The following is a 25,120-nucleotide window of genomic DNA, read 5'->3' as shown; positions in this document are numbered from 1 at the left end:
TTATGACCAATTTTACTCTCAAACAGCTCCGCTATTTCGAGGCTTTGGCGCGCGACGCGAGTTTCCGCAAGGCGGCTGAAGCCTGCGCCATCTCTCAGCCTGCGCTGTCGATGCAGATCAAGGAACTCGAGGATCAGGTCGGTCGGGCCCTGTTCGACCGGGGCACGCGCGACGTCCGGCTGACCGCGTTCGGCGAGCTTTTTGCGCTCCGGGCGCGCGACATCGTGCGGGCAGCCGACGAACTCGCGGATCTGTCGCGCGCGTCGCGGGACCGGTTTCTGTCGCGGCTTCGCATCGGCGTCATCCCGACCGTTGCACCCTATCTGCTTCCATCTGTTATCAACGAGCTCAACCGGGCATTCGACGGGATCCGGGTCGAGATCCGCGAAACGCAGACGACCAGACTGGTGCAGGAAGTGATGCAGGGCGGGCTCGATGTGGCGATCGTCGCGCTGCCCGTCTCCGAGCCTTCACTGACGGAGCTCAAACTGTTCGACGAGGAATTCGTGCTGGTGCGCAGCCGTGAGGATGGGGCGAAGCCGGTGCCGGAGCCGGATGCGCTCAAGGAAATGCGGCTTCTCCTTCTTGAGGAGGGACATTGTTTCCGCGATCAGGCGCTGTCCTTCTGCGGCATCGGGTCGAACCGCCCGCGCGAGATCCTGTCGCGGGAAATCATGGAGGGAAGCTCGCTGTCGACGCTGGTGCAGATGGTCGGTGCCGGCATCGGCGTCACGCTCATTCCGGAAATGGCGGTGCCGGTCGAGACCCGCTCCGCGCGGGTCTCCATTTCGCGGTTCGATTCACCGCCACCGGCCCGCAGCATCGGCATGATCTGGCGCAATTCGACGCCGCTTGCCAAGCAGTTGCTGCAGGTCGCAGACGTGGTGCTTGGTGCGGCCGCCATCATGCGGCAGCAGCAGACGGCCTATACGAGGCCGTCGTCCGAAGCGCTCGAGATCGACGACGTAGGCGCTGCGTCGTCGTCGATTTCGTAGGCATGGATATAGTCGATGACCATCTTGGCTCCGCCGGACAGATCGCCCGGCTTCCCGGCCGCGCCGCCGACGGCCAGATTGACCAGAAGGTACATCGGGTCATGCATGTCTGACGGTGTCTCGGCGCTGGCAATCGCCACGTCGTCGAAATACCAGACGATTTCCTCTTCGGTCCACAGCATGCCGTAGGTGTGGAAGCCTTCGGTGCTGGGAACGCTGATCGCAGACGTCTGCGTGGTCTGCTTGCCGGTCTCATTGGAATGCGCGGAAACATGAACCGTGTTCGGGTCCTGGCCGCGCATTTCCACCACGTCTATTTCCGGTGGCCACGATCCGTCTTCCGGCAGCAGCCAGAAGGCTGGCCATGTCGCCTGGTCGGTCGGCATGTCGGCGCGCATTTCGAAATAGCCGTAGGTCTGCGAGAATGTCGAATAGGTGTTCAACATTCCAGACACGTAGTCGTAGCCGTTGACCGCGTCCGAGATCGCATCCGGCGTATTCTTGGCGGTGATCGTCAGCGCGCCGTTTGAGACCGAGAACGGGCTGTAGCCGGCGGTCGGCGCATAAAGCGGGTTCACGTACCATTGGCTTTCGCCATTCGTCGGCAGGGAACTGCCCTGGTCCGGCGCCCAGTGGAAGTTTGCGTCCCACGTGCCGCTCGTGCCGTTATTCAGGGAAAGCGCGTTGAACTCGTCGCCGAATGTCTTCGTCAGGACCGAGCGGTCGAGGCTGAGCGCAAACTGGTCGGCAGACAGGTCATCGGCTGTCGTGCCCGCAAACACGAGGCTGTCGCCGTCCCCGAGGTCAAGCCGCAGATTGGCGCCTTCCTGGGTCAGGCTGTTGCCCACCTGTTCGAAGGAGGTGAAGCTGTAGCCATCGAGGCGGATCTTGTCGTCGGCACTGAAATCGGTGATCAGGTCGCTGCCATTGCCCTTGGCGACGATGAATGTGTCGGCCCCGCCGCCACCGGTCAGCACGTCGTTCCCCGCACCGCCATCGAAGGTCTGGCGCGAGGACGAGCCCGAGATGATGTTGTCGAGATCGTTGCCGAAGGCGAAGCGGTTGTCACCGGTGACGCGCAGGTTTTCGATATTGTCCGGCAGCGTGTAGCTCATCCAGGTATCGACCGTGTCGATGCCCTGGCCTGCCGCTTCAGCGGCCCGGTTGATGCTGGAATAGAGATAATAGACATCGTCGCCGGCGCCGCCGCTCATGGTCACGTTGACGGCGCTGTCGCCGTACATGGAGTCATTGGCCGCTGTGCCTGAGAGTGCGGTGCCGGCACCCGTCGCCGAAATCCAGGCTTTGGATGTGCCGCTGTAATACAAAGTTTCGCCAAGGGCGTTCAAAACGGTTTTGGTCATCAAAGTGTCTCCTGTTTGAAAAACGTTGACCTTTGGTCTTCTCCTCCGTTTCGTCAGAGCTCCCTGTTTCAGGCTACCGCGTCGATGCTGCACCGCACAGCGCGAACCGCTGGAGGGCTGAACAAGCTGTTCCCATTTCTGGACGCGACTGTTCGTGCCGTCCTTTTTTGCGACAGAAGCGTGCGGGCATGGGGCAGGTGTGCCAGATCTGGCTGTGGACAGTCGCGGTTACGGGCGATCCAGTTCAGGTCCCAGCTGCGCGGTCAGCCATGTCTTGAATGTCAGCATGGACGGGCTGGAATGGATATGGGGCGTACTGAACCAGTAGCCGAAATCGCTCCGGTAACCGAGGCCGGCCGGATTGATGAGCCTGCCGGTAGCAATCTCGTCGAGGATCAGGCCGCGCGGGATCAGGGCCATGCCCTGGCCTGCAAGTGCGGCGCGGATCACCATCGTGTAATAGCCGAAGCGGGTAATGTGGCGGACGGTGGCGCCGTCACGGTTGTGATGGGCGGCAAAATTCTGCCAGTGAAACGGCGTCTGGGGATGTTCGAGCATCACGTGTTCGGCAAGGTCGTCGATGTCACAAGGCGTTCCGGCCTTGGCGAAATAGTTCGGTGCGCTCACCAGAAGCACGTCTTGACCGAAGAGATAGGTGCTGTTGTCTCGGTGTTGTGGCGTCGCCGCAAACTCGAAAATGCCGTCCGGGACTTCAGACTGCGATGGCGAGATGAAGGTCGTGAACTGCACCTCGATGTCAGGATGCTGTTCCGCAAACAGATGAAACTTCGGCAACAGCCAGCGATCGCCGAAAATCGGCAGGACCTGCAAGCGCAGCACGCCCGGGCCGGGCTTCAGCCGTGCGACCAGCAGGGCCGCATCCTCCATGGCCTTCAGGGCCGTGCGCGCGTGGTCGATATAGATGCGGCCGGCCTCGGTTGCCACCATGCCGCGCGGCGTGCGCAGGAAGGCGGGGCTGCCGATCAATTCCTCCAGCGCCAGCAGCTGCTTGCTCACAGCACTCTGGGACAGCGCCGTCGTTTCCGCGGCAGCACTCGTCGATCCGCGTTCGGCCACCGCCAGCAGAACCTGAAGCGATGCGGTGGACGGCAGGCGCCTGCGACGTTGCTCCATCAGGGTCTCGCTGTTTTGTCGGGATGCGTTCGATCCATTATCGCCAGCGCGCCGTTTCGCGCTAGTCGTTTTTGTCATAGGGCCAAGGAAATAAGTTCGCTTGCCCATTCGTGGTGCACATGGGATCCCTGCCCATTATCTGAACAGAAGGGTTTGCTCATGTCGGCATCCGCACAGCTCTGGGGTGGACGTTTCAAGTCCGGCCCTTCCGAAGCTCTGGCCAATCTTTCACGGGCACCTGCCTCCTATTTCCGCCTCTACCGCGAAGACATCGCCGGCTCCCGGGCGCATGCGTCCGAGCTGAAGCGCGCCGGCGTGCTGGATGCGGCCGAGTTTTCGGCCATCCGTTCGGCGCTCGACACGATCGAGGCCGATGTCGCGGCAGGCCGTGAAACCCCTGTCGCCGGCGACGAGGATGTGCATACGTTTCTGGAACGGTTGCTGATGGCCCGTCTCGGCGCTCTCGGCGGCAAGCTGCGCGCCGGCCGGTCACGCAACGACCAGACCGCCAACAATACCCGTCTCTATCTCCGTCGCATGGCACGCGAGCTCTCCGCCGGCCTGATCGAGGTCGAGGACGCGATCCGCGAGCAGGCGGCACGCCATGTCGAAACCGTCATGCCCGGTTTCACCCATCTGCAGCCGGCGCAACCCGTCGTGCTCGGTCATCACCTGATGGCGCATGCCCAGTCGCTGCTGCGCGATCTGGAGCGCTTCGGCGATTTCGACCGCCGCTTCGATCGGTCGCCGCTCGGTGCGGCAGCGCTTGCCGGTTCCGGCATCGTCAACCGGCCGGATCTCTCGGCACTTGAGCTCGGGTACTCGGCAGCTGCCGAGAACTCGATCGACTCGGTCGCGTCGCGCGATATCGTCGCCGAATTCCTGTTCATCGCTTCGCTGATCGGCGTCAACCTGTCGCGTCTGGCTGAGGAAATCTGCATCTGGAGCTCCAAGCAGTTCTCCTGGGTGCGCCTGCATGACAGCTATTCCACGGGCTCGTCGATCATGCCGCAGAAGAAGAACCCCGATATCGCAGAGCTGACGCGCGGCATGTCCGGCACGCTGATCGGCAACGTCACCGGCTTTCTTGCCACGATGAAGGCGATGCCGCTCGCCTATAACCGCGATCTCGCTGAGGACAAGAAGGTCCTGTTCGAGACGATCGATACGCTGCAGCTCATCCTGCCCGCCTTTGCCGGCATGGTGGCGACACTGGAGTTCGACGTCGAGAAACTCAGAGCAGAAGCGCCGCGCGGCTTTACGCTGGCAACGGAAGTGGCCGACTGGCTGGTCGGCCAGAACGTCACCTTTGCCGAAGCCCACGAAATCACCGGCGCCGTCGTGCGCTACTGCGAAGAGCGCGGTCATGATCTTGAAGGGCTCACCGTCGAAGATCTGCCGAAGATCGATCCGCGTCTCGGCCCCGGCCTGCTCGAGGCGATCACGCTCGAACATGCGCTTGCCAGCCGCACCGGTTACGGCTGCACGGCACCCGCTGCGGTGCGCGACCAGATCGGCCGGTTCGAGGCAGCGATCGACGCCCGCCGTCAGTTCGCGCTGGAAGAGATCGGCGCAAAGACGACAGTTGCCGCAAACGCTGCGGAGGCTGGCACACGATGAGCGCACCCACGACCGTTGCTGCAGACGACAGCGCAAAATACGAGGTCGCCCATCTGAAGCTGGTGCCGAAGCGGCATATCGGCCGCAACGTGGCCGCCGGCATCGTCATCCTGCTGATGGCAGCGCTTATCCGCGCCTTCAGCGTCGGCCAGATCGAATGGTCCTATGTGCGCGACTTCCTGTTTGCGCCCGTCATCCTGCAGGGCCTCGTCAACACGCTGGTCATGACGGTTGCCGCCATGGCGATCGGCATCGTGCTCGGCGTCGTCATCGCCATCATGCGCATCTCGGGCAACCCGGTTCTGTCGTGGATCGCCATCGGCTATCTGTGGATCTTCCGCGGCGCGCCGGCACTGCTGCAGCTGATGCTGTGGTTCAATCTGGCGCTGATCTTTCCCACGCTCGGCATTCCCGGCCTGTTCGAATTCCGCACCGTCGATATCATGACGCCGTTTGTGGCGGCCATGCTCGGTCTCGGTATCCAGCAGGGTGCCTACACGTCGGAAGTGGTGCGCAGCGGTCTTCTGTCTGTCGACAGCGGCCAGTACGAAGCGGCGCGCACGATCGGCATGACGCAGATGAAGATGCTGCGCCGCATCGTTCTGCCACAGGCCATGCGCGTCATGGTGCCGCCTGTCGGCAACGAGGTGATCGGCATGGTCAAGCTCACCTCGCTTGCCAGCGTCATCCAGTTTTCCGAAATCCTACACAATGCGCAGGTCATCTACTACGCCAACACCCGCGTTCTCGAACTGCTGCTGGTGGCAAGCTTCTGGTACCTCGTCGTGGTGTCCGTTCTGTCCGTCATCCAGCAGCGCATCGAGCGCTATTACGGGCGCGGATCGAAGTCTATCAGAGCATCGATGTGAGGTTGGACATGACGAAAGATATTCTGGTCAAGGCAATCGACGTCACCAAGAGCTTCGATGCATTCAAGGCGCTCGACAAGGTGAGCCTGGAAGTCCGGCGCGGCGAAGTCGCCTGCATCGTCGGCCCCTCCGGCTCCGGCAAGAGCACGTTCCTGCGCTGCATCAACCTGCTGGAGCGGATGGACGAAGGTGCGATCTGGGTCAATGACGAGCTGATGGGCTATCGCCGCGAAGGCGACAACCTGCATGAACTGGCGGACAAGGAAATTTCCCGCCAGCGTCGCCGCATCGGCATGGTGTTCCAGCGCTTCAACCTGTTTCCGCATCAGACGGCTGTCGAAAACGTCATGGAAGGACCGGTCCAGGTTCTCGGGCAGCCGGCCGCCAAGGCGCGCGAAGATGCGCTCGCGCTTCTCGCCCGCGTCGGCCTGTCCGACAAGGCGAACCATTACCCTTCGGAACTCTCCGGCGGCCAGCAGCAGCGCGTCGCGATCGCCCGCGCCATGGGCATGCAGCCTGATCTCATCCTGTTCGACGAGCCGACATCGGCGCTCGATCCGGAGCTCGTATCGGAAGTGCTCGACGTGATGAAGGATCTGGCTGCGTCCGGCATGACCATGATCGTCGTCACCCACGAAATGGGTTTTGCACGCAACGTTGCCAACACCGTCACGTTCATGGAAGCGGGCAAGGTCGTCGAAACCGGCCCCGCTTCGGAAGTGTTGTCGGCGCCGAAAAGCGCGCGCACCGCGGAATTCATCCGGGCAGTCCATAATTGACCGCCTTCACGTTCAACCAGTCGACCAAAAACAAGAGAACAGGGGATATCATGACCAAGACATTCGCAATCGTCGCCCTCGCAGCCGTTGCTGCGGCCAGCTCGGTTTCAGCTCAGGCCCTGCCGGAGCGTATCAAGACCGCCGGCAAGATCGTCGTTGCCAACACGCCGAACTATCCGCCGATGGAATACAAGGACCCGGCCACCAACACGCTGATGGGCCTCGATATCGATCTCGGCCTGGCGCTTGCCAAGCAGCTCGGCGTGACTGTCGAATGGTCGGATATCGGCTTTGAACAGATGGTCCCTTCGGTTGCCACCGGCCGCGTCGACATCATCCATTCGGGCATGAGCGACCTGCCGAAGCGTCGCGACGCTCTCGATTTCGTCGATTACATGAAGTCCGGCGCCCAGTTCTATACGACGGCGGCCCGCAAGGACGAACTGAAGTCCGAAACCGATCTCTGCGGCAAGAATGTCGGCATGAGCCGCCGCACGTCCTTCCCGGACGAAACGGCAAAGTGGAGCGCTGCCAACTGCGAAGCCAAGGGCCTGCCGGCCGTCAAGGTCGTCGGCACTGAAGGTTCAGCCGATGCCCGCACCCAGCTGAAGCAGGGCCGCGTCGATGCCGCCGTCCAGGGTTCGGAAACCGTTCCCTACCTGATGACGCTCGAGAAGGGTGCGTATGTTTCGATCGGCGCGCCGTTCACTGCCATCTACCAGGGCATCGGTTTCTCCAAGAAGGACACCGAACTGCGTGACGCCTATATCGGCGCGATGAAGGCCCTGATGGCCAGCGGCGAATACAAGACGATCCTTGCCAAGTGGAACCTGGAATCGGCTGCCCTCGACGGCATCTACGTCAACAGCGAAGCCCAGAAGTAATCTTTCACGTGTCGCAGAACGGGTGCCTCCGGCCTGATCTCCTTCAGGCCGGACGGTCGGCGGACCAGTCCGTTTTGCATCGGAAGCCGGGCTATCTGTTCAGCGGTGGCCCGGCTTTGCATTCTTCCCGACCGGAGGTTTTATAATGCCCTTCGACCTTTCCCCCCGTCCGCTCAATCCGGCGCCTGCCACACCCGACATGGTCTGGCCGAACGGCGCGAAAAGCGCAGTCTTCATCGGCTTCGACGTGGATGCGGAAACCGCCTGGATCGGCAACAATCCTTCCAATGTCGACCGCATGGTGACGACGTCGCATGGCGGCTACGACGCGCGCGTCGGCATTTCGAAAATCGTGTCGCTGATGGATGAATTGTCGCTGCCGGCGACGTTTTTCATTCCCGGCTGGACGGCATTGGCGCATCCGGCCCAGTGCGAAGCGATCCTCAAGGCCGGCCACGAGATCGGCCATCATGGCTATCTCCACAAGCTGCCCGACCGCGACAAGCTGGACGAGGCCTTCGAGGAAATCGATCGCGGCTATGAGGCGCTGCACCAGGTGCTCGGCGTGCGGCCGATCGGCTACCGCGCGCCATCAGGTGAGAATTTCCCGGAACTGCTCGCCTATCTCTCGAAATCCGGCATGCGCTATTCGAGCTCCTTCCGCGACGATATCCTGCCTTATCGGCATGCGGATCATGGCGGCGAGCGCGGCCTCATTGAGATCCCGGTCAACTTCGCCTTCGACGACTGGAATTTCGGTATGACGAGCCGCACCAGTTCACGGCCGATCTTCGGACGCGACGCGGTGCTGCAGATGTGGATCGACGAATTCGAGGCGACCCATACCTGGGGCGGCGTCACGACGCTGGTCCTTCATCCGCAGGTTTCGGGACGGCCGATGCGCTGGCACCTGCTGCGCGATTTCCTCATCCATGTGCAAAGCAGAACCGACGTCTGGATTGCCACGGGCGCCGAGATATCGGACCATTTCGACGCGCTGGAAGCGGCCCGCGCAGAGCTTTAAGAAAGACCTGGAGAAACCGACATGACGTTCGACACAAAAAAGCTGGAAGAGCTTCGAGCAAAATACGGCGAAGGCCACGGCGGCAGCATCCATGATCCGGAATTTCGCGCGGTTGCCGACCGGATCTTTTCCGCAAGCGGCACGCGCTCAGCCCCCTATGCGGGCGTTCCGACGCTTCTCGATGCGCCGCTTGTCCACATCGATGCGGACAATCCGGATTTCGGCGATCTTCAGGTGGCGCTGATCGGCGTACCGATGGATCTCGGCGTCACCAACCGTCCGGGCTCCCGCTTCGGGCCGCGGGCGCTACGCACGATCGAGCGCGTCGGTCCCTATAACCACGTTCTGAAGACAGCGCCGACCTTCGAGGTGAAGGTGGCCGATATCGGCGACGTGCCGTTCCGCAGCCGTTACCGGCTGGAGATGAGCCATGACGATATCGAGGCGCATTTCAACAAGGTCGTCGATGCGGGCGTGATCCCCTTGTCGGTCGGCGGCGACCATTCGATCACGCATCCGATCCTCAAGGCGGTCGGCCGCGACCGGCCGGTCGGGATGATCCATATCGACGCGCATTGCGATACGGGCGGCGCCTACGATCTCACCAAGTTCCACCATGGCGGCCCGTTCCGCAACGCGGTTCTCGATGGCGTGCTTGATCCAACACGGGTCATCCAGATCGGCATTCGCGGTGCAGCCGAGTATCTCTGGGAGTTCTCCTTCGAAAGCGGCATGACCGTCATTCATGCCGAAGAGATCGGCAAAATGGGCATCGACGCCGTCATCGCCAAGGCGCGCGAGATTGTCGGTGATGGCCCGACCTATCTCTCCTTCGATATCGACAGCCTCGATCCGGCCTATGCGCCGGGCACCGGCACGCCTGAAATCGGCGGGCTGACGAGCCGCCAGGCGCTCGATATTTTGCATGGGCTGAAGGGTGTGAATTTCGTCGGCGGCGACGTCGTCGAAGTGGCGCCGCAATACGATACGACCACCAACACGGCGCATGCGGGCGCCCAGATGCTGTTCGAAATCCTCAGCCTGATCCGTTTCAGCCCTGCGCTGAAGGGCTGATCGTCACGCTTTCTGACAGTAGTGCGCCGTCGGTGCATTACTGTCAGGCTCGGCTTCGCCTGGCTGCGGCGACACGATCGGCTTGAACAGGCTCCGGTCGGGCTTGAGATCAAGAAGCGGCGTGCCATCGAGGCAATCCATGCCGCGCACCAGAAGCACATTTCCCTCGACACCTTCGAGCACCACGATCGACGTCCCGATCGGGTTCGGCCGGACCGGTGAGCGCAGCGAGAACGTGCCGTGCACCTTGCCGCTGCTCGCCGGGCTCTGCAGAACCAGATCGCGGCGCGCCTGATGCAGCCAGTAGAGGATTTCCAGCCTCTCGAATGTCTCGACGCCCTTCAGGGCCGCAACCCATGGCTCGAAGATCTCGATCCGGCAGATTGGTCCGGTATGGCTGCCCTGACGCGGCGTTTCGCTGCGTGCGGTCCAGGGGGTCGAAATGCGTCCGATGAAGATCAGCCCCGCATCGTTCGCCTCCGGCGGAGTCACCTGAACCTCGTTCTCGCGGATGCCGTTATCATTCGCCATGTCGTTCTCCGATCAACCGGTCCTGCTTCACGTTTCGCGAAGCAACCAGATCTCCCCAGCATGGCTGAAATACCGCTGTTTCGCAAAATGTGAAACTGCGCGGAACAGTTTCCCTGTTTCCGGATTTCTTATTGCGAATAATTTGCAACTACGATCTTTATGTGCGAATGAATTGCAATTGCAACAACGAGAGCACGATCGACGATGGATATCCGATCCCGAATGAATTCCAGCGGCTGGCTGAAAAGCGGCGGTGATGCCTCGCTGATGGATGTTCATCGCTCGATCCCGGTGCGCGGACAGGGATCGAAGCTCCGGCGGGCGTTCGCGTTCTTCGGTCCCGGTTATCTCGTTGCGGTCGGCTATATGGATCCGGGCAACTGGGCGACGTCGCTCGCCGGCGGTTCGCAGTTCGGTTACCTGCTTCTGTCGGTTGCGCTCCTCTCGAACATCATGGCGATCGTGCTGCAATCGCTCTGCGCCCGGCTGGCGGTCGCTTCCGGCCGCGATCTGGCACAGGCCTGTCGCGATGCCTTCCCGCGTCCCGTCGCCTACATGCTCTGGCTGTTTGCCGAAATCGCCATCATCGCCACCGATATCGCCGAGGTGATCGGCACCGCGATCGGCCTCAACCTGATCTTCGGCATTCCGCTGGAAATCGGCGTTCTCATCACCGCGCTCGACGTCTTCCTTATTCTCTACCTGCAGAAGCTTGGCTTCCGGTTCCTGGAAGCCTTTGTCATCGGCTTGCTGGGCGTCATTACCGCCTGTTTCGCCATCCAGATCGCCATGGCCGATCCGAACTGGGGCGAGGTGATCCGCGGCTTTGCGCCGACCACCGAGATCGTCACCAATCCCAACATGCTCTATCTGGCGCTCGGTATTCTCGGCGCCACCGTCATGCCGCATAACCTCTATCTGCATTCCGGCATCGTCCAGACCCGCAATTACGGAGACAGCGTCGAGGAGAAGCGGGAGGCGATCAAGTTCGCGACGATCGATAGCACCGTCGCCTTGATGTTCGCGCTTCTGATCAACGCATCGATCCTCATTCTGGCGGCCGCCGCTTTTCATGCCAACGGCCATACGGCGGTGGCGGAACTCGGCGATGCGCATAATCTTCTCTCACCTGTTCTCGGCTATGCCATCGCGCCGACACTGTTCGGTATCGCGCTCCTGTGCTGCGGCCTGAACTCGACGGTGACGGCGACGCTTGCCGGCCAGATCGTCATGGAAGGGTTCCTGCATATCCGGCTGGCAGCCTGGGTGCGCCGGCTGATCACCCGCGGCATCGCCATCATTCCGGCGGCAGCGGTCACCATCCTTTACGGCGATGGCGGCACGGCGGAGCTTCTGATCCTGACGCAGGTCGTGCTCAGCCTGCAGCTGTCCTTCGCGGTCTTCCCGCTGGTGATGTTCACGTCCGACAAGCGCAAAATGGGCGTCTTCGTCGCACCTCTCTGGCTGCGCGCCTTTGCCTGGCTGATCGCCATCGTCATCGGCGCCCTCAACATCAAGCTGCTGGTGGATTTCGTCCTGTAACCGGAAAAGTCATCGAGCCCAGAATGTGTTCGGCCGTGCGGGCAATCGTCTCGGCGGCCGCTCCCTTTTTCCACGCAAGCGACAGATGCATGTCGTAAGCGTCGGGAAGCGCGATCGCTGCCATCCTCTCGTCCGGCTGCGGAATGGCCCAGAGCGGCAGAAGCGCGATATAGCCGTGATCGCTGACGAGATTGGCGATGACGGGAATGGAATCGATCTCGACGAAGGACAGTGCCGCCCGTTCGTCCGCAGTCAGGATGTCCTCGGTCAGCGTCCCGAATTTCTGCCGCAACCCGCTTTTGAGGCTCGGCAGCGCGATCGGATGACGCAACAGCAATTGCCGCAGGTCGCCACGATGGTCAGCGATCACGTCGGCTGCTCCCACCATGGCAAGTCCGCTGCGCGAAATCACCCGGTGTTCGACGCCGGGCGGCATGTCGAGCGTGTCGACCAGCACGAGATCGTAGGTCCGGTCGGTGATACCGGACAGCAACTCCTCGGCATTGGTGCTGGAGATATAAAGCGGCCGTCGCGGCATGTGCTTCGGCCAGTCGGCGGCAAGTTTTGCAAGGATCCGGGCAATCAGGCTTTCGCGTCCAAGCGGCGTCACCGAGCCGACGCGGGTCGTCGATGCGGCACGCCGGAAACGGTCGCCGGCATGATCGGAAATCTTCAGCCAGATCGCTTCCAGTTCCTCTCCGAGAGCGATTACCCGGTGCCCGTCCGCGTTGGGAACAGCGCCGGCGGCTGCCCGGTCGAGAAGGGGAAGGCCGAGATCCCGCTCGAGGCTGCGGATCTGCCGCGTCAGTTGCGGCTGGCCGATGCCGATCTCCTGCGCCGCCCGCCTTATGCTGCCGCTGCGACCGACCACGAGGAAACGCTGCAGCGCCAGAAGCGGCACGGAAAGCCGGGCTCCGTCTTCGGGCGTGCCGCCCTTGTCGCCGAGACCCGAGAGCTCGCCGACCAGCATGGCCGCTCGCTGCAGATCGCGACCGATCCTGACGCCCTCAAGCGTTGGCTGGATGCGGTTGCCTGATGTCGTCGTCAGCGGCGTCGCAATATGAAACTGCAGCCGTGCCAGTGCCGCAGAGACGCTCGAGACCGGCCGATCCAGCACCTTCGCCGTTTCCCGGATGCCGCCCAAGGCCAGCACATGATGAGCGATCAGCAGCGAGGCAAGGTCCATGGCGGCTTCCGGGTGAGCATATAAGAGGATGACAGCAATGATATCGTGCGTTCACGATATGGGATATCCCTCTGCCAATCAAATTCTCCTAGTCTGCCCTGAAGCGGTTCCGATCGAACGCGCCTCAAGGCTCAAGGAGACAGGCCGATGTCGGATTTCGATCTTGTTCTGAAAGGCACGCTGGTCCTTGCCGACCGCATCGTTCCCGAAGGTTATGTGGCAGTCCGCGACGGTCTCATTGCGGCTGTTGGCCAGGGCCAGATGCCGTCCGCCCGCGAAAGCCACGATCTCGGCGCGTCGCTGATCCTTCCGGGTGCCGTCGATGCGCAGGTGCATTCGCTTTCACAGAAAAACCAGGAGGATTTCATCTGGTCGACCCGCTCGGCAGCTGCCGGCGGCGTCACCACCATTGTCGACATGCCCTATGACGAGGGCAATCTGGTCTGCTCAGCGGATGCGGTGCGAAGCAAGGTTGCTCATGCGGAAAGCCAAGCGCGGGTCGATTTTGCGCTCTATGGCACGGTCGATCCGCAGGAGGGCGCGGTGCGCATCCGCGAACAGGTGGATGCCGGTGTCGCGGCCTTCAAGTTCTCCACCTTCGGGACCGATCCGAAACGCTTTCCGCGCATCTTCGCGCCGCTGATGGCCAAGTGCTTTGCCGCCATCGCGCCAACCGGCCTGACGGCCGGCGTCCACAACGAGAATGACGAATATGTGCGCTGGGCGATGGCCGAGGTGAAGGCCTCCGGCATCACCGATTACCGTGCCCACGAAATGTCGCGTCCGCCGCTGACCGAGCTTCTGGCCATGGCCGAGATCTACGAGATCGGTGCCGCCACAGGCTGTCCGGTCCATGTGGTGCATTGCTCGCTTGGTCGTGGTTACGAGATCGCCGCCGGATACCGCGCGCAGGGGCATCGCGCCACGGTCGAATGCCTGATTCATTACCTGACGCTCGACCAGGAAACCGATGCGAGAAGGCTCGGCGGCAAGTCGAAATGCAATCCGCCGATCCGGCCGCGGGCGGAGGTGGAAAAGCTCTGGCGACATCTGGCGGCCGGCAATGTCACGCTTCTCTCCACCGATCACGTCAGCTGGTCGCTCGACCGCAAGACCAATCCGGACATGCTTGCCAATGCCTCCGGCCTGCCGGGTCTCGAAGCCATGGTGCCGCTGTTTATCAAGGGCGCACTCGAACGCGGTGTGTCACTCACCTGGGCCGCGAGGCTGATGGCGCTCAATCCCGCCCGGCATTTCCGCATCGATCACGTCAAGGGCGCGCTTGAAGTCGGCAAACACGCGGATATCGCGGTGCTGACGGCGGAAGAGCATGTGTTCGACGCGTCGAAGACCGGCAACAACGTTGTCGGGTGGTCGCCCTATGACGGAATGACCTTGCCCTACAAGGTGGCCGGAACCTATCTTCGCGGCGCACTCGCCTATGACGGATCGACGGTGCTGGCGCAGCCCGGCAACGGCCGGTTTGTGCGGCCCCCGGCCAACCTTTCACTTCAGGATTTTTGATCGCATGACCTCCAATCTCGCCGTCAACGCTGACCGGATCGCAGCCGATATCGAGGCGCTGGCTGATATCACCGAACCGGACAGGCCCTGGACGCGGCGGGCCTTCACGCCGATGTTTCTCAAAGGCCGCGCCTATGTCGAGAGGATCTTTCGCGAGGCCGGGCTCGAAACTGAGATCGATGCCGCCGGCAACCTGACCGGGCGCCGCAAGGGAACGGTGGAGGGCAAGGGCAAGATCATGCTCGGCTCGCATACGGATACAGTGCCGAACGGCGGCCGGTTCGATGGCATTGCCGGGGTCATCGCGGGTCTCGAAGTGGCGCGATCGCTCAAGGATGCCGGCATCGCGCTCGAACATGATCTGGAAATCGTCGATTTTCTGGCCGAGGAAGTGTCGATCTTCGGTGTGTCCTGCATCGGCAGTCGCGGCCTGACCGGCGTTCGCCCGCCGGAATGGCTGGAGCGCAGCACCGATGGTGTCACGCTGGCGGACGGCATCCGTCAAGTCGGCGGTGATCCCGACACCGTGTTCACGCGCACCGATATCAAGGCCTTTCTCGAACTGCATATCGAGCAGGGCACGGTGCTGGAGCGCGAAAACGTCGATATCGGCATCGTCGGCGCCATCACCGGCATTTCCCGTTTCGAGATCCTGGTGGAAGGCCGTGCCGATCATGCCGGCACCACCCCGATGAATGCCCGCTTTGATGCGCTGGGGGCCGCGTCTCTAGTCGTGCTCGGCATCGAGGAGATCGCCCGGGAGCTTGCGTCGGGCAAAAGCTATTTCGCCGGCACGGTCGGCGAGTTCTCGATGGAGCCGAACGCTGCAAACGTCATCCCCTCGCATGTCCGCATGCTGATTGATGCGCGTGCCGTCGATGACGCCGTGATGGATGAATTCGTCGCTTCCGTCACCGCGCTTTGCGCACAGACCGCGACTGAGCGCAGCGTGACGATCGCCGACCCGCGGCGGGTTTCATATGCGGCGCCAACGCCAATGTCTGACATGGTGACCGGTGTGCTTGCCGAAAGTGCGCAGCGGATCGGCGCGACCAGCCGGCCGATGGTGTCCGGCGCCGGTCACGATGCGGCGTTTCTCTCCAAGGTGGCGCCGGCTGCGATGATCTTTATCGCCAGCAAGGATGGCCGCAGCCACGCGGCGGAAGAATGGTCCGACAACGACGATATCGCGCTCGGCGCTGCCGTTCTCTACGAGGCGGTCTTGGCACTCGACAAACAATAGGGGCAAGGGCATGGGTCGCATACTGACGGAGAAGGATGTCGAGGCGGCGGTTCGCGGCGGCTCGGTCTATGCGGCGGGCGGCGGTGGCTGGTCGGATCACGGACGCATGCTCGGCTATGCCGCCGTCTCGGTCGGCCGGCCCGAACTCGTGACGATCGACGAGCTGTCCGACGACGACTGGGTGGCGACGGCTGCCGCGATCGGCGCACCGGCCTCGACCACCGCCTGGGAAATGCAGGGCATCGACTATGTGAAGGCGGTGCAGCTGCTGCAGGATGCGCTCGGCGAAAAGGTTGCGGCGCTGATGATCGGCCAGAACGGCAAGTCCTCGACGCTTAACGGCTGGCTACCATCGGCCATCCTCGGCACCAAGGTGCTCGATGCCGTCGGCGACGTACGCGCCCATCCGACCGGCGACATGGGCTCGATCGGCATGGCGAATTCGCCCGAACACATGATCCAGACGGCAGTCGGCGGCAACCGGGCGGAAAACCGCTATATCGAACTCGTCGTGCGCGGCGCCACCGCCAAGGTCTCGCCGATCCTGCGCACCGCCTCGGACATGTCCGGCGGCTTCATCGCCTCCTGCCGCAATCCGCTGCGCGCCTCCTATGTGCGCAAGAATGCTGCGCTCGGCGGCATCAGTCTGGCGCTGACGCTCGGCGAGGCGATCATCGAGGCCGATGCGAAGGGCGGATCTGCCATCATCGACGCGATCTTCAGGACGACCGGCGGCACGATACTGGGAGAGGCTGAAGTGACGGCCAAATCGGTGGTCTATACGAAGGAAGCCTTCGATGTCGGCACGATCACTCTTGGGTCAGGCGACGGGGCGATCACGCTGCATGTGATGAACGAGTTTATGGCGGTGGACGATGCCGGCGGCAACCGCCTCGCCACCTTTCCTGATATCATCGCAACGCTCTCTCCGCAGGGCGAACCGATGAGCGTCGGTCAGTTGCAGGTTGGCATGCCGGTGTTTCTGCTGCATGTGCCAAAGACGCTCATTCCGCTGTCATCGAGCGTCAAGGACCCGTCGGTCTACCCGATCTGCGAGACGGCGCTGGGGATCAGCATTGCGGATTATGCGCTGGGGTAGGGCGGAATAAGACCCCGCCCCAAACCCCTCCCCACAAGGGGGAGGGGCTTAACTGCCGCACCGTCACAGCCTTTTTGGGACGCGACAGTGCCACAGATCTTCTCCCCCCTTGTGGGGGAGATGGCCGGCAGGCCAGAGGGGGTGGCTGCCCTCACCCTAACCCTCTCCCCGCGAGCAGGGAGATGGGACGTGCCTCGATTGGGGCAGGGACCGTGCCGCTGGTTTTCTCCCCCTTGTGGGGGAGATGGCCGGCAGGCCAGAGGGGGGCTTTCTTGGCCCGGCACTACATTGGGTGAGGCAATCCTCACGAGACAGGAGATCACGCCATGCCAAAGCCCAATCCGCGCCATCCGAAATTCCCGATCCCCGGCGGGCCTGACCTGCGCGCCAAGGGCTGGCGGCAGGAGGCTCTGCTGCGGCTTCTGGAAAACGTGCTTTCAGTCGGCGAGGATCCGGACAATTTGATCGTCTATGCGGCGCTGGGCAAGGCGGCGCGCAACTGGGCGGCGCATGAGGCGATCGTTAGAGCACTGAAGACGATGGACGAGGATCAGACGCTGATCATCCAGTCCGGCAAGCCGGTCGGGTTGCTCAAGACCCATGACAGGGCGCCGCTCGTCATCATGGCCAATTGCAACATCGTGGGGCAGTGGGCGAAGGCCGAGTATTTCTATGAACTGCAGGAAAAGGGCCTGATCTGCTGGGGCGGGCTGACGGCCGGAGCGTGGCAGTATATCGGCAGCCAGGGCGTCATTCAGGGCACCTACGAGATCTTCATGCGGATCGCCGAGAAGCGTTTCGGCGGCTCGCTTGCCGGTCGCTTCATCCTGACGGCTGGCCTCGGCGGCATGGGTGGCGCGCAGCCGCTTGCCGGTCGCATGGCGGGCGCTGCGATCCTGGTGGTCGATATCGATCCGGAGCGGGTCGCCAAACGCCGCGAGATCGGTTTTCTCGATGAGGTCGCGCCGGATCTCGATACGGCGCTCGCGATGATCGATGCGGCGGTTGTCGAAAAACGCGCGGTCTCGATCGGTCTCGTCGGCAATGCCGCCGACATCTACCCGCAGATCGTCAAGCGCGGCATCGTGCCCGATATCGTCTCCGACCAGACTTCGGCGCATGATCTCGTCTATGGCTATGTCCCGAAGGGGATGAGCCTTGAGGAAGTCCGCCGGCTTCGCAAGGAGGGGCAGGGCCAGCTGATGGCGGCGAGCCGTGCCTCGATCGCCGATCATGTCCGCGCCATGCTGAGCCTGCAGGAAAAGGGCGCGGAAGTGTTCGACAACGGCAACCTCATCCGCACCCAGGCACGCGAAGGCGGCGTTGCCAACGCCTTCGACATTCCGATCTTTACCGAAGCCTATCTGCGGCCGCTCTTCTGCAAGGCGATCGGGCCGTTCCGCTGGATGGCGCTGTCGGGCGAGGAAAGCGATATCGCCCGCATCGACGATCTCGTGCTCGAGCTTTTCCCGGATAATTTCATCGTCACCAACTGGATCCGGCTGGCGCGCGAAAACGTGCCCTTCGAAGGCTTGCCAGCACGCATCGCCTGGCTCGGGCATGGCGAACGCACCAAGCTCGCGTTGGCCGTGAACGCGCTGGTCGCAAGCGGCGAACTTGCCGGGCCGATTGCCTTTTCGCGCGACCATCTCGATGCAGGCGCCATGGCGCATCCCAATATCATGACCGAGAACATGAAGGACGGATCGGACGCGATCGCCGACTGGCCGCTGATCAACGCGATGACGATGTGTGCGTCGATGGCCGATCTCGTCGTCATCCATTCGGGCGGTGGTGGCTATGCGGGTTACATGACATCTGCCGGTGTCACGATCATTGCCGACGGCACGGAAAAAGCCGCCGAACGGCTTGAACATTCGATCACCAACGACACCTCGCTCGGCATTATCCGCTATGCGGATGCCGGCTATGACGAGGCGATCGAGGCTGCCGAAACGGCGGGGCTGAAATTGCCCTAGAAGGGGTCTTCGTTAAAGCTTTGGAGGGGTGCGTTAACCTTTTGTTAACCACCCCGGCGCTACATCTAACGTCAACGATTTGTTTACGTAGATGACCAAAGTGCTAACAGACGCTCGCTCAATCCGTATCAAGGGCCGCTCGTTTTTGGCGGTCGTCTTGTCCCCCGATCTGCCGCTCGACAACTGGCTCGCGCGCCTTGACGATCTGGCTGCCCGCTCGGCCGGCTTCTTTCTCGACCGGCCGGTCGTGCTCGATATTTCCGAGGTTTCGATCGACAAGATCGAGCTGAAGGACCTGCTCGAACAACTGGCCGAACGCAATGTCCGGATCATGGGTATCGAAGGCGCTCGCCCGTCGATGCTTGGCCCCGGCATGCCGCCGGCGATGCGGGGCGGCAAGGCTGCATCCGATTTCGAAGTCCCGGAAAAGTCCGAGGATAAGTCGGCTCAAGAAAGCTCCGGACAAGTTGGCGCTGCTACCAAGCAAGGTGCCCAGCAGCCGGAAACGGATACCGACAGTCAGCTCCGCAACGAGCCGATCAAGGTTGCCGAAGTCCGGCCGGTCATCCAGTCGCTGGTGATCAACGAGCCGGTTCGCTCCGGTCAGTCGGTCATCTTCGCGGAAGGTGACGTGACCGTAATCGGTTCGGTTGCCTCCGGTGCCGAAGTGATCGCCGGCGGTTCGGTGCATGTCTACGGCGCAATACGCGGCCGAGTCATGGCTGGATCATTGGGGAATGCAACGGCGCGGATCTTTTGCCGCAAGCTCGAGGCCGAACTGGTCGCGATCGACGGCATCTACAAGATGGCCGAGGACATGGACGCAAGCCTTCGCGGGCAGCCGGTCCAGCTCTGGCTCGACGGCGACATCATCATGGCAGAAACGCTCAGTTAAGAAATGAAAAAAAGCAAATGATAACGGGCCGGCAGGACACAGGAGAGATTGGTATGGGGAAAGTCATAGTTGTGACTTCGGGCAAGGGAGGGGTCGGCAAGACGACCTCGACCGCGGCCCTCGGCGCGGCGCTCGCCAGCCGCGGCGAAAAGGTCGTCGTCGTCGATTTCGATGTCGGGTTGCGTAACCTCGATCTCGTCATGGGTGCCGAGCGCCGGGTCGTCTACGACCTCGTCAACGTCATCCAGGGCGATGCGAAGCTTCCGCAGGCCCTGATCCGCGACAAGCGCCTCGACAACCTGTTCCTGCTGCCCGCCTCGCAGACACGCGACAAGGATGCCCTGACATCCGAAGGCGTCGAGCGCGTGATGGCCGATCTGAAGCGCTACTTCGACTGGATCATCTGCGACAGCCCTGCCGGCATCGAGCGCGGTGCAACGCTTGCCATGCGCCATGCGGATATGGCCGTCGTGGTCACCAATCCGGAAGTCTCTTCGGTGCGCGACAGCGACCGCATCATCGGTCTTCTCGATTCCAAGACGCTCAAGGCCGAAAACGGTGAGCGGATGGAAAAGTATCTTTTGCTGACCCGCTACGACGTCAACCGTGCCGAGCGTGGCGACATGCTGAAGGTGGACGACGTTCTGGAAATCCTGTCGATCCCGCTGATCGGCATCATTCCGGAAAGCATGGATGTGCTGCGTGCCTCCAACATCGGTGCACCGGTGACGCTGGCCGACGCCAAGAGCGCTCCGGCCCAGGCTTATTTCGATGCCGCGCGGCGTCTCGCCGGCGAGGTCCTGCCAATGACCATCCCGGGCGAAAAGCGCGGTCTCTTCGGCAAGATCTTCGGAAGGAAGGCCGCATGAACATGTTCCGCCTTTTCAACAGGCCGAAATCGGCGCCCGCGGCCCGCGAGCGTCTCCAGGTACTGCTTGCTCATGAACGCATGGTTGTCGGCACCGATCTGGTCGCCGTGCTACGCGAGGAAATTCTGGCCGTCATCGCCAAGCACGTCCAGCTGGACGCCGACCGCGTAACGGTAAAGATGGATCGCGACGAACATTGCACTATCCTGGAGATCGACGTCGAGATCCCGCTCAATGCGAGCGCCCAGGCCGCAGCCTGAACGACCTAACGAGTTAGCCTCCCAAGGCTGGTTTGAAAGGCGGGTATGTCCGGCGGGACATGCCCGCCTTTTGCGTCGTCCCAGCGGACTTCCAGATGGCCGCCGAGCGCCCGGACGCCCTTGTCGATGGCTTTGAAATCCGGGTAGCGGCTCTTGTATCCGCGGGTCTGGAAATACTGGCCGGTGCCGGCCTCTTCATCCATATCGCGCATGATCCACCGGATCGCGTAGCAGCGGCTTCGCAGCTGATCGAGCGCCGGAATGCCTGTCAGCTTGTAGGGCTTCCGGCTGCGGCGAAAACCGTAATAGCGGGCCGCCGCCTGGATCCGGTCCCAGCTGACGCCCGGAAACGCGTCGCAGATCTCTTTCCGGTCTGCGTCGGGATAGAGCCTGCGCAATTTCTGCCGGGCCGACCATCCCCAGGCCTGCCGGCGTGGTGCAAGACCCAGTCTCTGGCAGCGTGTCTGTATGGCCTTTTTCGACCGGGCATGCAGAACCTGGTTTATGGCAAAGTAATCGGGATGAAAGATCCGGCAGATCAGGTCTTCCTCATCCGTCCAGAGCTTGTGTCCGCTGACGGTGAAGCCCGAACGCAGTATCTTCAGTCGTGTCCGCTCTGTGACAGCTAAGTCTTTCGCAAGCTGCGCCAGGTCCATTGCAGGGTCCTCTGACGCTGGCGGCTATGGCTTCTTGACGTTGAGCGCCCGGAACGAATTGAACGTGCCTCCCTTGTCGGTGAACAGGTCCACAAGCGGCTTCGGCAGACCGTTCAGCTCCCGCAGCTTGAGCGCGAGGAAGGCAAATTCCAGCTTGAGGCGATCGATTTCCTGCGCCCGGGCATCGAGAATGCGTGCCTCGATCTCAGCTTTCTGGCGAAGAAGATCATCCAGTACGGACATGACAACGCTCCAAAATATGACGTTTGAATTTGGCTTTCTTGAAAAATTGCATGCGGGAAAAACCGTGTGCGGTCACACGTTCGGACAAGCTGTCACGGAAATTCGATTTTGCCAATCGCCGTCGCCATTTCCAACGTCACCCGATTCTGATGTCCCTATGCTGGCGCGTGTTTACAGAGGTGCTATACAGGCCAATGATTTAGGTAGGCGTCTCGGGCAGTCGCAAATGCGAGACGTCACGATCGCAGCCAATGACCATGCCTTCGGAGTGCCAGATGAACTTCCATTCGCCCTATAGCCACGGCTTCATTCGCGGCGCCGCCTGCACGCCGGTCTGCGAACTCGGCGACCCGGATTTCAACGCGCGTGCGACGCTCGACCTCGCCCGTGAAGGTCACGCGCGCCGCGTTGCGCTGATGGTGTTTCCGGAACTTGGCATTTCCGGCTATTCGATCGACGACCTGCTCGGCCAGGACGTTCTTCTCGATGCGGTCGAAAGCGCGCTTGCAACGATCGTCGAGGAAAGCAAGGCGCTGCTTCCCGTCCTTCTTGTCGGCGCACCGCTGCGTCACGAAGGACGTCTGTTCAACTGCGCCGTCGTCATCCATGCAGGCCGCATTCTCGGTGTGGTGCCGAAGACCCATATCCCGAATTACCGCGAATTCTACGAGAAGCGCTGGTTCGCATCCGGCCGGAGCGTGCGCGACATGATGATTTCGGTTGCCGGACAATCGGTGCCCTTCGGGATCGATCTGCAGTTTGCCGCTGAAAATATCCGCGATTTCATCTTCCACGTGGAGATCTGCGAAGACGTCTGGCTGCCAGCGCCGCCGAGCGATTTCGGCGCGATGGCCGGTGCTCTGATCCTCACCAACCTGTCGGCCAGCAACATCACCGTGGGCAAGGCGGAGATGCGCAAGCTGCTTTGCGCCACCCAGTCGGCGCGCAACTTTGCGGCCTATCTCTATTCGGCCGCAGGCCCCGGCGAATCCACCACCGATCTCGCCTGGGACGGCCAGGCCTGCATCTACGAACTGGGCGATCTGTTGGGCGAGACCGAGCGGTTTCCGGCCGGCCCGCAGATGTGCGTCGCCGATATCGATGTCGAGCGGCTGCGTCTCGAGCGAATGCGCACCGGCACGTTCAACGATGCCGCAACGCTGCATCTGACGGCAGGCAAGACGTTCCGGCGCGTCCTGTTCGACTTCGAGCGGCCGCAAGAAACGCTTGATCTGGAGCGGGCCATCCAGCGCTATCCGTTCGTGCCATCAGATCCGAAGCGGCTCGACCAGGATTGCTACGAAACCTTCAACATCCAGGTCCAAGGCCTGATGAAGCGGTTGAAATCGACCGGCATCAAGCGGCTCTGCATCGGCATTTCAGGCGGCCTTGATTCGACCCATGCGCTGCTGGTCGCAGCCAAGGCCTATGATCAGCTCGGCTGGCCGCGCACCGATATCCTCGGCTTTACCATGCCGGGCTTTGCCACCGGCGACGACACGAAGTCGAATGCCTGGGCGCTGATGCGCGGCATGGGCATTACGGCCGAAGAGGTCGACATCAAGCCGCTTGCCACCCAGCTTCTGCACGATCTCAAACATCCGTTCAGCGGTGGCGAGCCGGTCTATGACGTGACGTTTGAAAATGTGCAGGCTGGCCTGCGCACCGATTTCCTGTTCCGCGCTGCCAACCAGCGCAACGCGCTTGTGCTCGGCACCGGCGACCTGTCGGAGATCGCGCTTGGCTGGTCGACCTACGGCGTCGGCGACCAGATGAGCCATTACAACGTCAACGCTTCGGTACCGAAGACGCTCATCCAGCACCTCATCCGCTGGGTCATCGAGGCCGAGAGCTTCGATGACGAAACCAATGCAACGCTGCAGCGCATCCTCAACACGCTGATCTCGCCGGAACTGGTGCCGGCGGGCGCCGATGGCGCCATGCAGAGCACGGAAGACAAGATCGGCCCCTACGATCTGCATGATTTCACGCTCTACTATCTCACCCGTTTCGGCCTGAAGCCGTCGAAGATCGCCTATATGGCGCTGCAGGCCTGGAAGGACGCCGGCGCCGGTGCCTGGCCGTCGCATTTCCCGGAGGAGAAGAAGCGGCAGTTCGATCTGCCCGTCATCAAGCGCTGGATGGAGACGTTCCTGTTCCGGTTCTTCACAATCAGCCAGTTCAAGCGCTCCGCATCGCCGAACGGGCCGAAGGTGACATCCGGCGGATCGCTGTCGCCGCGCGGCGACTGGCGGGCGCCGTCGGATGGCAACGGCCGGATCTGGATCAAAGAGCTCAAGGACAACGTGCCGGACGCATGACGTCCGTGCTCCGCAACACGCAATTGTCAGGCGGAATCGGCGAAATCGGGAAACCGATGGGCGCCTAAGGGGTTGTTCCTTCCAGAGACAACAGGGAAGGAGCTCAATTCATGGAACTCAACCGTCGAACCGTTCTCACCGCAACCGCTTTCACAGCGGCCGCTGCGGTGTTTCCAATTCCCAATATTGCACGGGCCGCCGCGCCGTTTGCACAGCCGAAGCTGCCATTCGGCGAGGGCGATCTGGCACCGGTCATTTCGGCAAAGACCGTGGGCCTGCATTACGGCAAGCACCACAAGGCCTATTTCGACAAGCTGAACACGCTGTCGACCGGCACCAAATATGCCGACATGGATCTGGAAGCAATCGTCGTGGAATCGGCGAAGTCCGATGCCGATGTGGACGCGAAGATCTTCAACAACGCCGCCCAGGCCTGGAACCACGTGTCCTACTGGGATCAGTTCGTTCCCGGTGGTCCGAACCGGCCGCAGGGCGAGGTTGCGACGACGATCAACGAGACGTTTGGCGACTATGACGGCTTCATCAAGCGCGCCGTCGATATCTCGGATACCGTGTTCGGGACCGGCTGGGTGTGGCTTACCCGTGACGATGCCGGCAAGCTGGCGCTGATCGGCTATGAAGACGGCAATAACCCGATCGCGGTCGGTCGCCCCGCCTATCTCGGCATCGATATCTGGGAACATGCCTATTACGTCGATTACGAGAACCGCAAGCCGGAGCATATCCGTGCCGTTCTCGACAAGCTCGTGAACTGGCGTGCGGTCGAGGAACGCATGGCGGCCTGAGGCTGCAATGTTCCCTTTAGTCAACAGAGAGAGGAGTGCCCATGGCCCAGGATCCATTTGAACCCGTACCCGGCCCAATCCCGCCAACACCCGCTCCGCCGGTCCCTCCGATCGGTGAGCCGGAGCCCGACAGGTTGCCGGATGAAGATCCGGTGCCGAACCCGGATGAAAACGACGATCCGCCGCAATACGCCTGAGTTAGCGGCTCACCACGAAGAAAGGA

Annotated in this window: 24 protein-coding genes; 18 read left to right on the top strand and 6 right to left on the bottom strand. The window is 62.0% G+C overall.

Annotated features, from left to right (window positions below):
* The first annotated feature begins 2 nt into the window (after positions 1-2).
* On the top strand, positions 3-995 hold the full coding sequence (locus J3A65_RS15890; protein WP_209902189.1) for a hydrogen peroxide-inducible genes activator: 993 nt from the start codon (positions 3-5) through the stop codon (positions 993-995).
* On the opposite strand, the gene J3A65_RS15885 is transcribed toward J3A65_RS15890, so the two are convergent.
* Together J3A65_RS15885 and J3A65_RS15880 are read right to left on the bottom strand one after the other, a co-directional pair.
* Positions 926-2,359: a family 16 glycosylhydrolase gene (locus J3A65_RS15885; RefSeq protein ID WP_209902187.1), complete on the bottom strand. Its 1,434-nt coding sequence runs from the start codon at positions 2,357-2,359 to the stop codon at positions 926-928. The genes J3A65_RS15890 and J3A65_RS15885 overlap by 70 nt on opposite strands.
* A gap of 228 nt (positions 2,360-2,587) precedes the next feature.
* Complete coding sequence (locus J3A65_RS15880; protein WP_209902185.1) at positions 2,588-3,493, bottom strand: LysR substrate-binding domain-containing protein; 906 nt, start codon at positions 3,491-3,493, stop codon at positions 2,588-2,590.
* Between the two features lie 159 nt (positions 3,494-3,652).
* Here J3A65_RS15880 and argH point away from each other — a divergent pair, with 159 nt between their 5' ends.
* From argH to speB, 6 genes are all read left to right on the top strand, one after another.
* Positions 3,653-5,113 (top strand): argininosuccinate lyase, encoded by a 1,461-nt coding sequence (argH, locus tag J3A65_RS15875; RefSeq protein ID WP_209902183.1) that lies wholly within the window; start codon positions 3,653-3,655, stop codon positions 5,111-5,113.
* Positions 5,110-5,982 carry an amino acid ABC transporter permease gene (locus tag J3A65_RS15870; RefSeq protein WP_209902181.1) on the top strand — a complete coding sequence of 291 codons (873 nt, stop codon included), beginning with the start codon at positions 5,110-5,112 and terminating at the stop codon, positions 5,980-5,982. Before argH ends, J3A65_RS15870 begins: the two co-directional genes overlap by 4 nt.
* An 8-nt stretch (positions 5,983-5,990) precedes the next feature.
* Entirely contained in the window at positions 5,991-6,761 is a 771-nt protein-coding gene (locus J3A65_RS15865) for an amino acid ABC transporter ATP-binding protein (protein WP_113166437.1), read from the top strand.
* A 50-nt stretch (positions 6,762-6,811) separates the two neighbouring features.
* Entirely contained in the window at positions 6,812-7,645 is an 834-nt protein-coding gene (locus tag J3A65_RS15860) for an ABC transporter substrate-binding protein (RefSeq protein ID WP_062581841.1), read from the top strand.
* 145 nt (positions 7,646-7,790) lie between these two features.
* Positions 7,791-8,669, top strand: coding sequence for a polysaccharide deacetylase (locus tag J3A65_RS15855; protein WP_209902179.1), 879 nt, complete (start codon positions 7,791-7,793; stop codon positions 8,667-8,669).
* A 21-nt stretch (positions 8,670-8,690) separates the two neighbouring features.
* Entirely contained in the window at positions 8,691-9,743 is a 1,053-nt protein-coding gene (speB, locus tag J3A65_RS15850; protein ID WP_209902176.1) for an agmatinase, read from the top strand.
* Between the two features lie 3 nt (positions 9,744-9,746).
* Here the strand turns inward: speB and tsaA are convergent, their stop codons facing one another.
* Positions 9,747-10,274 carry a tRNA (N6-threonylcarbamoyladenosine(37)-N6)-methyltransferase TrmO gene (tsaA, locus tag J3A65_RS15845; RefSeq protein ID WP_209902174.1) on the bottom strand — a complete coding sequence of 176 codons (528 nt, stop codon included), beginning with the start codon at positions 10,272-10,274 and terminating at the stop codon, positions 9,747-9,749.
* A 222-nt stretch (positions 10,275-10,496) separates the two neighbouring features.
* Here tsaA and J3A65_RS15840 point away from each other — a divergent pair, with 222 nt between their 5' ends.
* On the top strand, positions 10,497-11,816 hold the full coding sequence (locus J3A65_RS15840; protein WP_062581848.1) for an Nramp family divalent metal transporter: 1,320 nt from the start codon (positions 10,497-10,499) through the stop codon (positions 11,814-11,816).
* Here J3A65_RS15840 and J3A65_RS15835 read toward each other — a convergent pair.
* The gene (locus J3A65_RS15835) at positions 11,788-13,002 is read right to left on the bottom strand and encodes a LysR family transcriptional regulator (RefSeq protein ID WP_209902172.1); all 1,215 of its coding nucleotides are present in this window, start codon (positions 13,000-13,002) and stop codon (positions 11,788-11,790) included. The genes J3A65_RS15840 and J3A65_RS15835 overlap by 29 nt on opposite strands.
* A gap of 147 nt (positions 13,003-13,149) precedes the next feature.
* On the opposite strand from J3A65_RS15835, the gene J3A65_RS15830 reads away from it, so the two are divergent.
* The 7 genes from J3A65_RS15830 (at position 13,150) to minE (ending at position 20,871) form a co-directional block, all read left to right on the top strand.
* A complete protein-coding gene (locus J3A65_RS15830; RefSeq protein ID WP_209902170.1) occupies positions 13,150-14,526 on the top strand; it encodes an amidohydrolase family protein in 1,377 nt (458 codons plus the stop codon).
* A 4-nt stretch (positions 14,527-14,530) separates the two neighbouring features.
* Complete coding sequence (locus J3A65_RS15825; protein ID WP_209902168.1) at positions 14,531-15,769, top strand: Zn-dependent hydrolase; 1,239 nt, start codon at positions 14,531-14,533, stop codon at positions 15,767-15,769.
* 10 nt (positions 15,770-15,779) lie between these two features.
* Positions 15,780-16,868: a DUF917 family protein gene (locus J3A65_RS15820; RefSeq protein WP_209902166.1), complete on the top strand. Its 1,089-nt coding sequence runs from the start codon at positions 15,780-15,782 to the stop codon at positions 16,866-16,868.
* A 326-nt stretch (positions 16,869-17,194) separates the two neighbouring features.
* Positions 17,195-18,847, top strand: a complete 1,653-nt coding sequence (locus tag J3A65_RS15815) for a urocanate hydratase (RefSeq protein WP_209902164.1) — start codon at positions 17,195-17,197, stop codon at positions 18,845-18,847.
* Positions 18,848-18,938: 91 nt separating this feature from the next.
* Entirely contained in the window at positions 18,939-19,742 is an 804-nt protein-coding gene (gene minC / locus J3A65_RS15810) for a septum site-determining protein MinC (protein ID WP_209902162.1), read from the top strand.
* Positions 19,743-19,795: 53 nt separating this feature from the next.
* On the top strand, positions 19,796-20,611 hold the full coding sequence (minD, locus tag J3A65_RS15805) for a septum site-determining protein MinD (RefSeq protein WP_062461610.1): 816 nt from the start codon (positions 19,796-19,798) through the stop codon (positions 20,609-20,611).
* Positions 20,608-20,871: a cell division topological specificity factor MinE gene (gene minE / locus J3A65_RS15800; protein ID WP_062461607.1), complete on the top strand. Its 264-nt coding sequence runs from the start codon at positions 20,608-20,610 to the stop codon at positions 20,869-20,871. Before minD ends, minE begins: the two co-directional genes overlap by 4 nt.
* 5 nt (positions 20,872-20,876) lie before the next feature.
* Here the strand turns inward: minE and J3A65_RS15795 are convergent, their stop codons facing one another.
* Together J3A65_RS15795 and J3A65_RS15790 are read right to left on the bottom strand one after the other, a co-directional pair.
* Positions 20,877-21,527, bottom strand: a complete 651-nt coding sequence (locus J3A65_RS15795) for a hypothetical protein (protein ID WP_209902160.1) — start codon at positions 21,525-21,527, stop codon at positions 20,877-20,879.
* A gap of 24 nt (positions 21,528-21,551) precedes the next feature.
* Positions 21,552-21,770 carry a hypothetical protein gene (locus J3A65_RS15790; protein ID WP_062461605.1) on the bottom strand — a complete coding sequence of 73 codons (219 nt, stop codon included), beginning with the start codon at positions 21,768-21,770 and terminating at the stop codon, positions 21,552-21,554.
* 275 nt (positions 21,771-22,045) lie between these two features.
* Here J3A65_RS15790 and J3A65_RS15785 point away from each other — a divergent pair, with 275 nt between their 5' ends.
* The 3 genes from J3A65_RS15785 (at position 22,046) to J3A65_RS15775 (ending at position 25,094) form a co-directional block, all read left to right on the top strand.
* Entirely contained in the window at positions 22,046-24,091 is a 2,046-nt protein-coding gene (locus tag J3A65_RS15785; RefSeq protein ID WP_209902158.1) for an NAD(+) synthase, read from the top strand.
* Positions 24,092-24,201: 110 nt separating this feature from the next.
* A complete protein-coding gene (locus J3A65_RS15780) occupies positions 24,202-24,897 on the top strand; it encodes a superoxide dismutase (RefSeq protein ID WP_209902156.1) in 696 nt (231 codons plus the stop codon).
* Positions 24,898-24,938: 41 nt separating this feature from the next.
* Positions 24,939-25,094 (top strand): hypothetical protein, encoded by a 156-nt coding sequence (locus J3A65_RS15775; protein ID WP_092659468.1) that lies wholly within the window; start codon positions 24,939-24,941, stop codon positions 25,092-25,094.
* The last annotated feature ends 26 nt before the right edge of the window (positions 25,095-25,120 follow it).

The sequence above is a fragment of the Rhizobium sp. PvP014 genome (assembly GCF_017876855.1).
Lineage (GTDB): Bacteria > Pseudomonadota > Alphaproteobacteria > Rhizobiales > Rhizobiaceae > Neorhizobium > Neorhizobium soli.
This window is presented reverse-complemented; position numbering and strand designations above follow the sequence as displayed.

What these genes read in the sequence shown, in the direction of transcription:
- J3A65_RS15890 (WP_209902189.1), top strand. Translation starts at nt 3, where the DNA reads ATGACCAATTTTACTCTCAAACAGCTCCGCTATTTCGAGGCTTTGGCG.
- J3A65_RS15885 (WP_209902187.1), bottom strand. Translation starts at nt 2,359, where the DNA reads ATGACCAAAACCGTTTTGAACGCCCTTGGCGAAACTTTGTATTACAGC.
- J3A65_RS15880 (WP_209902185.1), bottom strand. Translation starts at nt 3,493, where the DNA reads ATGGAGCAACGTCGCAGGCGCCTGCCGTCCACCGCATCGCTTCAGGTT.
- argH (WP_209902183.1), top strand. Translation starts at nt 3,653, where the DNA reads ATGTCGGCATCCGCACAGCTCTGGGGTGGACGTTTCAAGTCCGGCCCT.
- J3A65_RS15870 (WP_209902181.1), top strand. Translation starts at nt 5,110, where the DNA reads ATGAGCGCACCCACGACCGTTGCTGCAGACGACAGCGCAAAATACGAG.
- J3A65_RS15865 (WP_113166437.1), top strand. Translation starts at nt 5,991, where the DNA reads ATGACGAAAGATATTCTGGTCAAGGCAATCGACGTCACCAAGAGCTTC.
- J3A65_RS15860 (WP_062581841.1), top strand. Translation starts at nt 6,812, where the DNA reads ATGACCAAGACATTCGCAATCGTCGCCCTCGCAGCCGTTGCTGCGGCC.
- J3A65_RS15855 (WP_209902179.1), top strand. Translation starts at nt 7,791, where the DNA reads ATGCCCTTCGACCTTTCCCCCCGTCCGCTCAATCCGGCGCCTGCCACA.
- speB (WP_209902176.1), top strand. Translation starts at nt 8,691, where the DNA reads ATGACGTTCGACACAAAAAAGCTGGAAGAGCTTCGAGCAAAATACGGC.
- tsaA (WP_209902174.1), bottom strand. Translation starts at nt 10,274, where the DNA reads ATGGCGAATGATAACGGCATCCGCGAGAACGAGGTTCAGGTGACTCCG.
- J3A65_RS15840 (WP_062581848.1), top strand. Translation starts at nt 10,497, where the DNA reads ATGAATTCCAGCGGCTGGCTGAAAAGCGGCGGTGATGCCTCGCTGATG.
- J3A65_RS15835 (WP_209902172.1), bottom strand. Translation starts at nt 13,002, where the DNA reads ATGGACCTTGCCTCGCTGCTGATCGCTCATCATGTGCTGGCCTTGGGC.
- J3A65_RS15830 (WP_209902170.1), top strand. Translation starts at nt 13,150, where the DNA reads ATGTCGGATTTCGATCTTGTTCTGAAAGGCACGCTGGTCCTTGCCGAC.
- J3A65_RS15825 (WP_209902168.1), top strand. Translation starts at nt 14,531, where the DNA reads ATGACCTCCAATCTCGCCGTCAACGCTGACCGGATCGCAGCCGATATC.
- J3A65_RS15820 (WP_209902166.1), top strand. Translation starts at nt 15,780, where the DNA reads ATGGGTCGCATACTGACGGAGAAGGATGTCGAGGCGGCGGTTCGCGGC.
- J3A65_RS15815 (WP_209902164.1), top strand. Translation starts at nt 17,195, where the DNA reads ATGCCAAAGCCCAATCCGCGCCATCCGAAATTCCCGATCCCCGGCGGG.
- minC (WP_209902162.1), top strand. Translation starts at nt 18,939, where the DNA reads ATGACCAAAGTGCTAACAGACGCTCGCTCAATCCGTATCAAGGGCCGC.
- minD (WP_062461610.1), top strand. Translation starts at nt 19,796, where the DNA reads ATGGGGAAAGTCATAGTTGTGACTTCGGGCAAGGGAGGGGTCGGCAAG.
- minE (WP_062461607.1), top strand. Translation starts at nt 20,608, where the DNA reads ATGAACATGTTCCGCCTTTTCAACAGGCCGAAATCGGCGCCCGCGGCC.
- J3A65_RS15795 (WP_209902160.1), bottom strand. Translation starts at nt 21,527, where the DNA reads ATGGACCTGGCGCAGCTTGCGAAAGACTTAGCTGTCACAGAGCGGACA.
- J3A65_RS15790 (WP_062461605.1), bottom strand. Translation starts at nt 21,770, where the DNA reads ATGTCCGTACTGGATGATCTTCTTCGCCAGAAAGCTGAGATCGAGGCA.
- J3A65_RS15785 (WP_209902158.1), top strand. Translation starts at nt 22,046, where the DNA reads ATGAACTTCCATTCGCCCTATAGCCACGGCTTCATTCGCGGCGCCGCC.
- J3A65_RS15780 (WP_209902156.1), top strand. Translation starts at nt 24,202, where the DNA reads ATGGAACTCAACCGTCGAACCGTTCTCACCGCAACCGCTTTCACAGCG.
- J3A65_RS15775 (WP_092659468.1), top strand. Translation starts at nt 24,939, where the DNA reads ATGGCCCAGGATCCATTTGAACCCGTACCCGGCCCAATCCCGCCAACA.